This window comes from Cutibacterium sp. LaCa_89, assembly GCF_058177555.1.
In genome coordinates, this window is the sequence record NZ_CP190889.1 from 1926755 (window position 1) to 1939678 (window position 12924).

Here is a 12924-nt window from a genome sequence, read left to right on the forward strand (position 1 = left end):
CGGCGCATTACCCCAGTTGAACGCATACCGACACACCCATGAACGAGGAACGGCAGTGGAGAACGAGACCTACATCGCTGACATCATCATTGACAGGTCAAGCTCGGAGCCGCTCCACAGCCAGATCGCCGAACCCTTGGCAAGGCTCATCGAATCCGGGGAACTCGCCCCCGGCACCCGCATCGAGGACGAGGTGTCTATGGCTGCCCGTCTGCACGTGTCGCGCCCCACGGCACGGCGGGCCTTCGAGACCCTCACCCAACGAGGACTCGTCATCCGCCGACGCGGCGTAGGCACCCAGGTGACCCCCACTCGGGTGCACCGCTCCATGAACCTCACAAGCCTTTACGACGACCTGCAGGCCTCTGGTCAGACTCCACGTACCAGCGTGCTCGACTGGAACGTGGAAGCAGCTCCACCTGCCATAGCCGCAGCGCTCGGACTGCCCAACGACTCCCAGGTGGCCCATTTCCGTCGACTGCGCATGTCACGCGACGAGCCTCTCGCGATCCTGACGAACTGGATGCCGGTGGACCTCGCCCCCAGCGCAGACGAGCTCGCGGACACTGGCCTGTATGACCATCTGCGCAACAGGGGTGTCGTCGTTGCCGTGGGACACCAGAAATTCAGCGCCCGACTCGCCACATCCGATGAGGCACGCCTGCTCAACGAACCACCTGGCGCCGCGCTGCTGACGATGCAGCGCACGGCATGCGACGACTCCAACCGTGTCATCGAGTTTGGCCAGCACGTGTACCGCGCATCCATCTACTCCTACGAGAACACGGTGTACGCTTGATCCACCGGCACGCTCATTTGACAGGACAATGCCTGGGGTGTTCACTGTACTCATGGACTCGGCGACGACGACGCGCCGACAAGATCTCGCACAGGAGCTGCCATGAGCATCGAGTACACCCCCGGTCCACTCCTTGACGCTTCCCGCACAACGCCCACTGCGCTGTGGAACGACTCGGCCGACCTGGATGAACTTCGTCAATCCATCGCGTATGGCGGCGTCGGCGCCACCTGCAACCCCGTCATCGGTTACACGACGATCAGGAAGCACCCAGATGTCTGGGAGGACCGCATCCGCGTCATCGCCGAGAACAATCCCACCTGGGGAGAGTCCCACATTGGGTGGCAGGCCATCAAGGACATGTCGGTCGAGGCCGCACAACTCTTGGAACCCATCTTCATCGAACACAAGGGCCGCAATGGCCGCCTCTCCATCCAGACCGATCCGCGCCTGCACCGTGATGCCGAGGCACTGGCGGACCAGGCCGAGGAGTTCAGCAACCTTGCACCGAACATCATCGTGAAGATCCCCTGCACCTCGGTGGGCATCAAGGCCATCGAAGAGGCCACTTACCGTGGCGTCTCGGTCAACGTGACGGTGTCGTTCACCGTTGCCCAGGCAGTGCGTTCCGCCGAGGCCATTGAGCGCGGGCTGCAGCGTCGCGTGGACGAGGGCAAGCCCATTGACGAGATGGGGCCGGTCGTCACGATCATGGCCGGGCGACTCGACGACTGGCTCAAGACAGTTGCCGAACGCGACCGCCTCTTCATCGACCCCGGGCACCTGGAGTGGGCCGGTATCGCAGCGATCAAGCGCGCCCACCGCATCTTCACCGAGCGCGGATTCCACTCCCGGGTGCTGTGCGCCGCGTTCCGCAACGTCCTCCAGTGGTCCGAGCTGGTCGGCGGCGACCTCGTCGTCTCCCCTCCGTTCAAGTGGCAGAAGCGCATCAACGACTCCGACTACAAGGCCGTTGCCCGCATTGACGAGCCGGTTGCTGCAGAGCGTCTTGACGCCCTCATGCAGATGCCGGAGTTCGTGCGTGCCTATGACCCGGATGGAATGACGATCGAGGAGTTCGACGACTTCGGCGCCACCCGCAAGACCCTCCGCCAGTTCCTCCAGGCTGACGCCGACCTCGACGCCTTGGTACGTGACGTACTCATTGCAGCTCCCTGACCCCACTGATCACCAGAGCACAGGTGGGCCTACCGTGACGTTCCCACGGTAGGCCCACCTGTATCCCCCTGAGACCTCACACGATCGACAATCGCACCTTGCCGTGCGACACCAAGAGATGGACCTTATTCGTGCTGACAATGATGTCTCTCCTTGACTGGTTCCTCCTCACGACAGCCGCGATCTGCATCGGCGTCTCGAAGACGGCTCTTCCAGGCGCAGCGACCCTTGCCGTCGCACTGTTCGCTGCCGTGCTTCCCGCAAGGGCGTCCACCGGAACCATGCTCGTGCTGCTGCTCGTCGGCGACGTCCTTGCCGTCTGGACGTACCGTCACGATGCGGACTGGGACACCTTGCGTCGGCTCGTCCCCGGAGTGCTGATGGGGATCGTCCTCGGCGCCGTCTTCCTGAGATTCGCCTCGGACTCCATGACGAAGGTGTTCATCGGCAGTCTGTTGCTCGTCCTCATCGCCGCCACGCTCGTCCTCATGCGACTCCCTCACCCGCCCGAGGTGCAGGGCCGGATTGGCAGAGCCACGTACGGCACTCTCGCTGGGTTCACAACCATGGCTGCCAATGCCGGTGGGCCGGTCACCAGCATGTACTTCCTGGCATCTCGCTTCCCCGTGTCCACCTTTCTGGGCACCACGGCATGGTTCTTCTTCCTGGTCAACGTCATCAAGGTGCCGTTCTCCATCGGTCTGGGAATCATTCAGCCGGGGACGCTGATGATCGATGCCATTCTGGCCCCCGTCGTCATCGGCTCCGGGTGTGCAGGACGCGCTCTTGCCAGGAGGATGACCGACAAAGTCTTCACGCCGATCGTCACGGTTCTGACGATCATCTCTGCCCTCTACCTGCTGATGTGAGACATGCGGCTCTCGAGGCAACGCACCGACGCAGAACCGATCACACTCAACAACAGCGTCACGGCGCGCCCGGGATCGACACCCGGACCACGTCGTTCCCCGTACCGCACCGCAAGGGTGTGGTGCTTCCAGGAAGGTTGCCCTCCCCCACAAGCACCACATCAGCAGAGTTGTCGAACCCTCTCAACCAAGTTCGTCCTTCAACCGTTTCAGGACCGCGCGGTTGTAGTCGTCTGCGTACTCATGCCAGCCGAAGACGCACACACTCAGCACGCCATCGAACTTCACCTCGCGCAGCGTCGAGAAAACTTGTTCCCACGGCACCTCGCCCTGCCCGATGGCATTGTGCTGGTGCACGGTGACGTCGGCACCGGGGGGATTGATGATGTACCTGTTGCCATCATTGGCGCGGTGGTTGAAACCATCTGCGACGTGGACCTCACGCAGCTTTCCGGCCTGAGCAGCAGTACGAATCATCCGGGACACGTCTCCGGCCCCATCCGACAGGTGGAAGGTGTGCGGGCAGCAGTACTCGTAGCCGACCCAGTCCTTGTCGATGGACCGGACGAGTTCCAACGCCCGGTCATGGAGCTCGACGAAATCGTACGGATGGGCCTCCATGGCGAGTCGGACACCGTACTTCTCGAAATCAGGGATCAACTCCTCCATCGATCGGTACCACTGCTGTTCCGATCGGCTGGCCCGATTGCGATCACCAGAGAACTCCGAGACGATGTCGCGCACGTCGAGATAGTCGGCGATCTCGAGAAGACGACGCCAGTTGCGCACCTGGGCCCGGCGCTCGGCCTCGTCGGGGGAGGACCAGTTGAACACCGGGTTGAGGGTACGTACCTTCACCCCGGTCTGATTCTCGGCACGAAGAATCTCGTCAAGGAATGCGCGATCGGCCTTGGGATAGTGATGCCACAGGTGCAGCTCGTTGTTGGGTGACAGTTCCACGAAGTCGAAGCCCAGTTCACGTGCCTTTCGCAACGTGTCCGGAGTCGACATCGTCATGTAGTACATGTTGGGATCAAGGGCAATGTCCACCATGGGTGTTCCTCTCCGACCCTGGCCTCGTCACCACGAGGCGACTGTCACGCCTCCTGGATGTGTCAAGGCCACGGGTCACATACAAATCAGCGATACAGACTGGGACGTTCGACGAGGTCGACGGTCACGGTCCGACCGTCATTGTCCAAGGATTCCACCGCAGCTTCGACGACGGCCGTCGCCGCATATCCATCCCATGTTGTGGAGCCAGTGTGCTCATCAACGGCAACGGCATTGATCCACGACTGGACTTCCGCATTGAATGCGCCCTGGAACCGGTCGATGTGCGACTGACACATGGCGTTCCGATCGCCGTGGATGTCACGAATGTGGATCTTCTCCTGATCGCCCAGTCGCACCGCAGCGTTCTCCATGACGAGCTCACACTCGATGGAGTACCCGTACTCCAGGTTGACATTGACCTCATCGTCGATGAGCACGCCGGACTCGGTGCGCATGACGACGACCACAGGATCGATGAGATGGTCGAATCGACGCTGGGTGAGCTTCGGTCGATCGATTCGGACCTCGGTGATCTCCTCACCCAGCAACCACCGCATGGTGTCGATCTCATGGATCGCGGTGTCATCGATGGCCATTCGCGAGGTGTACGATTCCGGGACGCTGGGGTTGCGGTGCCGGTTGTGCACCAAGAGCGCCTCTCCGTTGGCTCCCCTGTCCAGAATCGTCTTCATCTCGTTGTAGGCGGAGTCGAACCGACGCATGAAGCCCACGGTGACGAGCTTCTTGCCGGCCTTCCCCTCCGCCGCCATGATGTCGAGGCAGTCCTGTGCCGTGGTTGCCAGGGGTTTCTCACACAGGACGTACTTGCCAGCCTCGATGCATTTCAGGACATCGGGGGCATGCACCTTGCCGAAGGTCGCGATGACGATGGCGTCAACCTCGGGATCATTGATGAGGTCACTGGAGTTGTCACACACCTTGGCACCACAGGGTTCCGCTGCGCAGCGCACGGCATCGTTGACCACGTCGGTCACTGCCACGACCTGTGCACCTGCGAGATCGTCGTGGATACGAGCCAGATGGGCACGTCCCATCCCACCGGCACCGATGAGTCCAATTCGTACTGTCATCGTCCTTGTCCTCCGTCTGAACAGTTACATGGAAGGTGTCGAATCCGGTCAGGCCAGTCCGAGCCCGCACTCAGCCAGGTACGAACGCATCTTCATGGCGTTGGGCTTGGGGAAGGAGGGGTCACAGGGGTAGCAGTCCTGCTCACAGATGGCGTAGATCGGCTTGTCGAGGTCGGCCAGAGCATTGACGAACTCATGCATCTCGGGCAGGCCTTCGGGCGGACACACCGATGCCCCCTTGGTGACAGCCTCACCGAATGGCCAGTCCTTCTCGTGGGCTTCCTTGGTGATGGCCTCGTCAAAGGCCTTGATGTGCACGTAACCGATTCGCTCGGGGTACTTCCGGCACAGCTCGACGGGGTCTCCCCCGCCATAGACGACATGCCCGGAATCCAGGCACAGGTTCACGTAGGTGGGATCGGTCGCCTCGAGGATGCGCGCGATCTCCTCGGGGGTCTCGATGTGGGAGTCTCCGTGAGGATGCAGCACCATCTTGAGGCCGTACTCGTCAAGAAGCATCTGGCCCAGCGCATTGGCGTGTTCGACGTACAGCTTCCAGGTGTCACCGTCCAGAACACGCTCATCCGTCCACTCCCACGTCTTGTCGTCACGGTACAGCGGAGGAAGATGGACGATGTACTCTGCACCCACCGCGGCATGGGTCTGTGCGATGGCGCGGAACGTCTTCAACGTCTGGGGCCACGCCTCCTCCTTGTGCAGGATTCCCCAGCCGGTCCCGGCGACGACACGCATCCCGTAGTCGTCACACCACTTCTGGAGTTCCTCGGGATCGGTGGGAAAGTAACCAAATGGACCGGTCTCGACGACATCGAACCCGGCCTCGGCCATCTCCTGCCACGCCTGTCGCGGATCCATCTGTGCGGGGTCGTCGGGGAACCACACTCCCCACTGGTCTGGACACACACCGATGGTGAGTTGGGAAAACTTCGGGTCAACAGTGTTGATCGCTTTGGACATCATCGTCACTCCTCTGGTCAATGACTCAGCGCGAAGGTCATCCGAATCGTTTCGGATGACCTTCAGGATACATGTCCGATCCAGTTTTCGTCAGTATTTGTTCTTACATTTTTGAGAACACGTCCATCACCCCTGCGTCGTCGTTCTCCGAATCACCCGAGCTGGAACGGTGTAGACCACTCCACCACCGGCACTCTGCGCGCGATGCACGTCGAGACCCGTGGGCATCTGCACCCCACCATCCTGGCAACCCAGCCGACTAATGAGATGACGCACCGAAACCTCAGCGATGACATCGACATCCTGACGCACTGTCGTGAGCCCAACTGCACTCAACGCCGAGGCCGCAATCCCGTCGAACCCAGCCAGGGCAACCCTCTCGGGGATGTGTACCCCGCGTCGGCGAAGCTCCAGCAGCCCACCCAGTGCCGCGTGATCGTTGTAGAAGAGCATGGCCTGCGGCAGACCAGGCCCCTCAGCCAGGTCACAGACCGCGCGAATACCCGCTTCCTCCGTCTCACCGCCGTTCATGACCTGCGCCTTCAGCCCGTGGGCTCTCATCGCTGCCCGAAAGGCTCTGGCCCGCAACTGCGTCGACGGTGCTTCCCCACCGTCGACGTAGACCACATCGTGGCGCCCAGTCATGACGATCTCATCGACCAGCCGAGTCAGTGCCACCTCGTCCTGGGAGCGCACCGCATCAGCTCCCGCGCATGGCTCTCGACACATCAGCAGAAGAGGCACCCCCTCAGCAGCAGCCAAGAGCTCACCGGGCGCCACACGAGAGTCGACGACGATGATGGCCTCACAGCGGTTGCGCACCAGAGCCCTGATGCCATCGACCTCACCATGACGCGGGGTGGACGCCGTGAGATCGAGTCCGTGCCCACAGGACTCAGCTGCCCGATACAGCGCATCGACGAGCTCAGCCTGAAAGGCCTGCCCGGGCCGGTATGACACGCCGATGAGGCCAGTGTGTGACGCGCGCATGAGACGTGCACGAGGGTTTGGCCGGTATCCTAGCTCTGCCGCTACCCGCAAGATGTCCTGGCGGGTCTGCGGGGCTACTCCAGGTGCCCCATTGAGGGCAGCAGACACCGTGGAGATGGATCGACCGGCCGCTCTGGCCACCGCGACGATCGTCACACCATCCTTCCCACTGCGCACTTCTGCTTCCTTTCGCTCACGTCCTGATGACAAAAACGTTTCTGATCCCCCTTCCTCAACCCCGGCACCAGCGCTACACTCACTGAAACCGCCAATAAGTCCGGACAAATCCTGAGATCTCCATGGACGCTCACGGACACCCTCACAAGCGCCTCCACCGAGGCTCCCCGCCAATGTCAAGGAGGACACATCGTGGACAAGACACTATCGGTCGCCGTCATCGGCGCCGGAATGGCCGGGACAACACATGCCAATGCGTGGCGACAGGTCGGCACGGTCTTCGATCTCGGCCTGCCCAAGGTCAGGCTCGCTGCCATCGCCGACGCCTACGAACCCTTCGCCCAGGACGCAGCACAACGCTACGGCTATCAGCGAGCCGTGACGGACTGGCATGAGATAGCCGATGATCCCGACATCGACATGGTCTCCGTCGTCGTCGGCAATGCCCTGCACCGTGAGATCGCCGAAACCATGATCCGGGCCGGAAAACACGTCCTGTGCGAGAAACCTCTGGCCGACACCTTGGAAAATGCCAAGGCAATGGCCCAGGCCGAGGAGGATCATCCCGAAATCATCACCTCCACCGGGTTCACCTACCGTCGCAATGCGTCCGTGGCACAAATCAGGAAACTCGTGGAGACCGGGCATCTGGGCACGATTCACCACATCAACGCCCGCTACTGGTGCGACTACGGCGCCGACCCCTCCACTCCGATGGCCTGGCGCTACAGCGGGCCCATGGGGTCGGGGGCCCTGGGGGACGTCGGATCCCACCTCATCGACACTGCCGAAACCATCTGCGGACCACTCGTCTCGGTGGCAGGTGGCACCTTCCTCACCGCCATCAAGGAGCGTCCGGTCGCCCGTGGCCATGTCACTCGGGGTACCACGTTGGACAATGCCTCGGCCGAGATGGCCTCGGTGACCAATGACGACGTCGCATCCTTCACCGCAACCTTCTCCAATGGTGCCGTGGGCACCTTCTCGGCGTCCCGAATTGCCTGGGGAATGCCCAACGCCATGATGATCGACGTCCACGGATCACGGGGTCGCGCCTACTGGGACCTGGCGCGCACCGGCGAGATCATGGTCGACGACGCCAGCGCCCCGGCCGGGTTGTCCGGACCACGCCAAGTGCTCGTCAACCCCACCTTCCCCTATTTCGAGCGAGGCTCGTCCATGGCCTTCGGAGGGGTGGGCTGCACCCAGATCGAGCAGTTCACATACCAGGCATATGCGTTCCTGCAACAAGTCGCAGGAATGGAAGAAGATGACTCATTCCCTCGTTGCGCAACATTTGCCGACGGATATCGAGAAATGCTCATAGCCCAGGCAGTCGCCGAATCTGCTGCACGCGGAGGGGCCCGTGTCGACGTCTCCCACCTCAACAACTGACCATGCCACACTCAACGACAGGAGAACTCCCATGACGATGGCATACGGCGCCTACACAGCCTGTCTCTCCAGCTACAGCCTTTCGGAGACACTCGACATCCTCAAGAGCACTGGTCTCACTGGTGCCGAGGTGAATGTGGGCGGATTCATCCCGTCCCCCCACTGCCCGGTGGACTCACTTCTCTCCTCCCAGACAGCGCGTGACGACTACCTGGGGCTGTTCGCCGAAAAGGAGATGAAGATCATCGGTCTCAACGCCAATGGCAATCCGACCTCCCCACTTGCCGAGGAAGGAATCAAGCATGCCGAAGACCTGAGGAACGCGATCCGTCTTGCCGGGAAGCTCGGCATCAAGGACGTCGTCACCATGTCTGGCACACCTGGAACCGACCCCGACGCCCACTACCCCACCTGGATCGTCAATCCTTGGAACGGGATCGACATGGAGATCCTCGACTACCAGTGGAGCGTCGCCGTCCCGTTCTTCAAGGAGATTGATGCGCTGGCTCGCGACAACGACGTCAACGTGTGTCTGGAGCTGCACCCACGCAATCTCGTCTTCAATGTGCCCAGTTTCGAGCGGCTCATCTCGGAGACTGGAGCGACGAATCTGAGAGTCAACATGGATCCGTCCCACCTGTTCTGGCAGCAGATGGATCCCATCGCCATCGTGGAGCGCATGGGTGAGCTCATCGGTCACGTCCACGCCAAGGACACGGCGATTCTGCCTGGAGCCGCATACCGTGGTGTGTTGGACACCGACTTCGGCCACGTCCCCGCCGAAGCGCCGAACAAGACCCCCGTGGCACCCGGTTACTGGTGCACCTCATGGCCCGAGGACCCGGCATGGCGTTTCGTCGCATTCGGGCTCGGACACGATGTCGAGTACTGGACAAGGTTCCTGCGAGCCGTCCACACCGCCACTGCCACCATGAACGTCAGCATCGAACACGAGGACGCCGAGTACGGCGATGTCGAGGGACTGAGGATCTCGGCGCACAATCTCCTGGAGGCTGCCGACAACCTGTGAGCAGGCCTCACCACCGTCCGAGGGGGACGAGACGGGAATGTCTTCATCAACCTTTCCCGACTCGTCCTACCACATGAACACCACGAGTTGACATCGCGACCTCCACGCCCATAGCCTGCCGACAAGGTCTTGAGATCCGGTGTCAAGCCACGGCTTGCCGGACGGCAACCCATCGCGAGAGCAGGGTGCCCCGTGTGACGACCTGGTCGTGTCCAGACGGCACGACAAGCGCGACGGTGCCCCAAGCACCCCAACACAGGAGCAGGAATCATGGCAGTGGTCTTTCGCCACCTCGTGGACGCCCACCAGTGCGCCGTCGAGATGTTCGCCATGATGATGTGCACCTCACGAATGACCGGCACCCGCTGAACGGATACGTCGTCGTTCACCCCAGCGGGACCACGAGAGCAGTGGCCTGATACTCGCCACACACCCTTCCTGCGAGAAGCTCTGTGCATTGAGCATGATCGGGCCCGCGAGCACGACACCGAGTCGGCACGTCCGACCTGCGACCCCCATCTCGCCCCATCCCAGCCTCATTCGTCGTCCTTTCCGGACCAGATTTCAGGAGCATCACCATGACCACCGCCGAAGCACTCCCCGACAAGCCCCACAACCGTCCCTCCAAGGGTGTCATCGTCGCGATCATCGTCATCGTCGTCGCACTCATCGCCGGCATCATCTTCGCGGTGAACAAGAACAAGGGTGACGACTCAGCAGCTGGCGGGACGACAACCGTCAAGATTGGTACCACCGAGGCCGCCAACGACTACTGGAAGGTCCTCAAGAAGAAGGCCTCCGCGGAGGGCATCAACATCGAGGTCGTCAGCTTCAACGATTACACCCAGCCCAACGTCGCTCTCTCCCAGGGGCAGGTCGACCTCAACGTCTTCCAGCACCTGCTCTTCCTGGCTGATTACAACGTCAAGAACCACGACAACCTCACCGCGATCTCCGCGACCTACGTCGTCCCGTTGAACATCTACTCCAAGAAGTACCAGCAGGTCTCCCAGCTTCCTGCCGGGGTCACCGTTGCCATTCCGAACGACGCCACCAATCAGGGACGTGCCCTTCTCGTGCTGCAGAAGGCCGGACTGCTCAAGCTACGCAACGGCGGGTCTGCCCTGTCGACCCCTGCCGACGTCATTGCCAACCAGTCCAAGGTGAAGGTTAAGGCCATTGACGCCGCCCAGACGGCTGCCTCCCTCGACGGTGTCGATGCCGCGGTCATCAACAACAACTTCGCCGCCGACGCCGGCCTGGATCTCAACAAGGTTCTCTACAAGGACAACGCCACCGGCAAGTCGGCCGACCCCTACGTCAACATCATTGCTGCCAAGGCCGCTGACAAGAACAACGAGACCTACAAGAAGGTTGCCAAGCTGTGGTCGGACCCCGAGGTTCAGAAGTCGATCATCAAGCAGTCCGGCGGCACTGCCAAGGTCGTTTCTGATCGTTCCCAGGCCGATCTCGACAAGATCTTGGGCGATCTGACCACCGAAATCAAGAAGTCGAATTCCTGATCCCTATCCGATTTTCCAGCGAGGCTCCCCATGGCAACAGATGTCGCGCCTGCTTCGGCGCCGCAGTGTCCTGATCACATCGTCTTCGAACACGTCACCAAGGACTTTCAGACCCGTACCGGGCCGGTGCGAGCCTTGGACGACGTGAGCCTGGCGATCAAGAGAGGTTCCATCTCAGCGGTCATCGGACATTCCGGCGCTGGAAAATCCACCCTGGTGCGCCTCATCAACGGGTTGGAATCCCCGACGAGCGGGCGGGTACTGGTTGACGGCACCGACGTCTCCCAGCTCTCCGACAAGGCGATGCGCCCGCTGCGAACCGACATCGGGATGATCTTCCAGCAGTTCAACCTGTTCGGGTCCCGGACTATCTACGACAACGTCGCCTACCCACTCAAGCTGGCTCGCTGGAAGAAGGCCCAGGAGAAGGAGCGCGTCACCGAGCTGCTGAGCTTCGTCGGGCTGACGAGCAAGGCATGGGATCATCCCAACCAGCTCTCCGGCGGACAGATGCAGCGAGTCGGAATCGCCAGGGCGCTGGCCACCAAGCCGTCGATCCTGTTGGCTGACGAATCCACCTCCGCCCTCGACCCGGAGACGACGGCTGACGTCCTCTCCCTACTCAAGCGGGTCAACGAGGTTCTCGGGGTGACGGTTGTCGTCATCACCCACGAGATGGAGGTCGTCCGTTCCATCGCTCAGCAAGTCTCGGTGCTGGAAGCTGGACACCTCGTCGAGACCGGGAGCGCCCGGCAGGTCTTCGCCCATCCACAGTCCGAGACCACCCAGCGCTTCCTGTCGACGATCATCGGTCAGCATCCCAGTGGGGAGGAAGAGGCCCGGCTGCGCTCGGAGAACCCTGGCACTCGCCTGGTCGACGTCAGCTCGGTGTCCAGTGACGCCTTCGGGGACGCGCTGGCTCGTATCGGCCAGACCGGGGCTTCCTTCCGGATCGTCCATGGTGGAGTCATCGAGGTCCACGGCGGCTCGCTGGGCAATTACACCGTGGCCTTGTCGGGCTCCGACGAGGCCGTCGAGAAGGCTGCCCGGATCCTGACCGACGCCTCCGACACGGCTGCCACCACGACCACCAGTCAGGAGGACCACTGATGAGTGATTACCTGCGTCCGATATATCTGCAGTCCATCTGGGAAACCCTCTTCATGGCCCTGATCACCCTGGTGATCGGTGGTGTCTGTGGACTGGTGCTGGGCATCCTGCTCTACGCCACCCGGCGCGGTGGGCTGCTCGCCAACAAGGTCGTCCACACCATTCTCAACGTCATCGTCAACATCATCCGGCCGATTCCGTTCATCATCTTCATGACGGCGATCGCTCCACTGACACTCAAGGTCGTCGGAACGACGATCGGCGTTCGTGCCGCCACCTTCCCACTGTGCATCGCGGCCACCTTCGCGATCTCCCGAATCGTCGAGCAGAACCTCGTCACCGTCGAGCCCGGTGTCATCGAGGCTGCGCGCGCCATGGGCGCCGGTCCGTGGCGGATCCTCTTCGACGTCGTGGCCCGTGAGGCCCTAGGCCCGCTGATTCTCGGATACACCTACATCCTCATCGCGATCGTCGACATGACGGCCATCGCCGGTGCTCTGGGCGGTGGCGGCCTGGGTCAGTTCGCCATCACTTACGGTTATCAGCGGTACGACTGGACGGTGACGGCCATTGCCGTCGTGACGATCATCATCATCGTCCAGCTGGCCCAGTTCCTGGGTAACTGGTTGGCGCGACGGGCACTGCGCCGGTGATCAACCAGTCGTCATGACACAACGTTTCCAGGCCCTCGACGCCGACTGCCTCGCAGCCGGTGTTCGGGGGCCCG

12 protein-coding genes and 1 riboswitch are annotated in these 12924 nt (G+C 61.8%); of the genes, 8 read left to right on the forward strand and 4 right to left on the reverse strand.

The window, feature by feature from the left end; genetic code table 11:
- Positions 1-55: 55 nt before the first annotated feature.
- From ACP8LP_RS08835 to ACP8LP_RS08845, 3 genes are all read left to right on the forward strand, one after another.
- Positions 56-799 (forward strand): GntR family transcriptional regulator, encoded by a 744-nt coding sequence (locus ACP8LP_RS08835; RefSeq protein ID WP_016665997.1) that lies wholly within the window; start codon positions 56-58, stop codon positions 797-799.
- 102 nt (positions 800-901) lie between these two features.
- The gene (locus tag ACP8LP_RS08840; protein ID WP_016665998.1) at positions 902-1978 is read left to right on the forward strand and encodes a transaldolase family protein; all 1077 of its coding nucleotides are present in this window, start codon (positions 902-904) and stop codon (positions 1976-1978) included.
- Between the two features lie 140 nt (positions 1979-2118).
- Positions 2119-2847 carry a sulfite exporter TauE/SafE family protein gene (locus ACP8LP_RS08845; protein WP_147612067.1) on the forward strand — a complete coding sequence of 243 codons (729 nt, stop codon included), beginning with the start codon at positions 2119-2121 and terminating at the stop codon, positions 2845-2847.
- Between the two features lie 183 nt (positions 2848-3030).
- Here ACP8LP_RS08845 and ACP8LP_RS08850 read toward each other — a convergent pair whose 3' ends face one another.
- From ACP8LP_RS08850 to ACP8LP_RS08865, 4 genes are all read right to left on the reverse strand, one after another.
- Entirely contained in the window at positions 3031-3900 is an 870-nt protein-coding gene (locus tag ACP8LP_RS08850; RefSeq protein WP_016666000.1) for a sugar phosphate isomerase/epimerase family protein, read from the reverse strand.
- 86 nt (positions 3901-3986) lie between these two features.
- A complete protein-coding gene (locus ACP8LP_RS08855; protein WP_484483117.1) occupies positions 3987-4994 on the reverse strand; it encodes a Gfo/Idh/MocA family protein in 1008 nt (335 codons plus the stop codon).
- Between the two features lie 48 nt (positions 4995-5042).
- Positions 5043-5975: a sugar phosphate isomerase/epimerase family protein gene (locus tag ACP8LP_RS08860; RefSeq protein ID WP_016666002.1), complete on the reverse strand. Its 933-nt coding sequence runs from the start codon at positions 5973-5975 to the stop codon at positions 5043-5045.
- Between the two features lie 123 nt (positions 5976-6098).
- Positions 6099-7139, reverse strand: a complete 1041-nt coding sequence (locus ACP8LP_RS08865) for a LacI family DNA-binding transcriptional regulator (protein ID WP_063279536.1) — start codon at positions 7137-7139, stop codon at positions 6099-6101.
- Between the two features lie 192 nt (positions 7140-7331).
- On the opposite strand from ACP8LP_RS08865, the gene ACP8LP_RS08870 reads away from it, so the two are divergent.
- From ACP8LP_RS08870 to ACP8LP_RS08890, 5 genes are all read left to right on the forward strand, one after another.
- Positions 7332-8534: a Gfo/Idh/MocA family protein gene (locus tag ACP8LP_RS08870; RefSeq protein WP_016666004.1), complete on the forward strand. Its 1203-nt coding sequence runs from the start codon at positions 7332-7334 to the stop codon at positions 8532-8534.
- Between the two features lie 31 nt (positions 8535-8565).
- Positions 8566-9564, forward strand: coding sequence for a sugar phosphate isomerase/epimerase family protein (locus ACP8LP_RS08875; protein ID WP_016666005.1), 999 nt, complete (start codon positions 8566-8568; stop codon positions 9562-9564).
- 125 nt (positions 9565-9689) lie between these two features.
- A riboswitch (SAM riboswitch) is annotated at positions 9690-9801 on the forward strand.
- A gap of 341 nt (positions 9802-10142) precedes the next feature.
- The gene (locus ACP8LP_RS08880; protein WP_016666007.1) at positions 10143-11087 is read left to right on the forward strand and encodes a MetQ/NlpA family ABC transporter substrate-binding protein; all 945 of its coding nucleotides are present in this window, start codon (positions 10143-10145) and stop codon (positions 11085-11087) included.
- Positions 11088-11117: 30 nt separating this feature from the next.
- A complete protein-coding gene (locus ACP8LP_RS08885; protein WP_016666008.1) occupies positions 11118-12197 on the forward strand; it encodes a methionine ABC transporter ATP-binding protein in 1080 nt (359 codons plus the stop codon).
- Positions 12197-12850: a methionine ABC transporter permease gene (locus ACP8LP_RS08890; protein WP_016666009.1), complete on the forward strand. Its 654-nt coding sequence runs from the start codon at positions 12197-12199 to the stop codon at positions 12848-12850. Before ACP8LP_RS08885 ends, ACP8LP_RS08890 begins: the two co-directional genes overlap by 1 nt.
- Positions 12851-12924 lie beyond the last annotated feature (74 nt).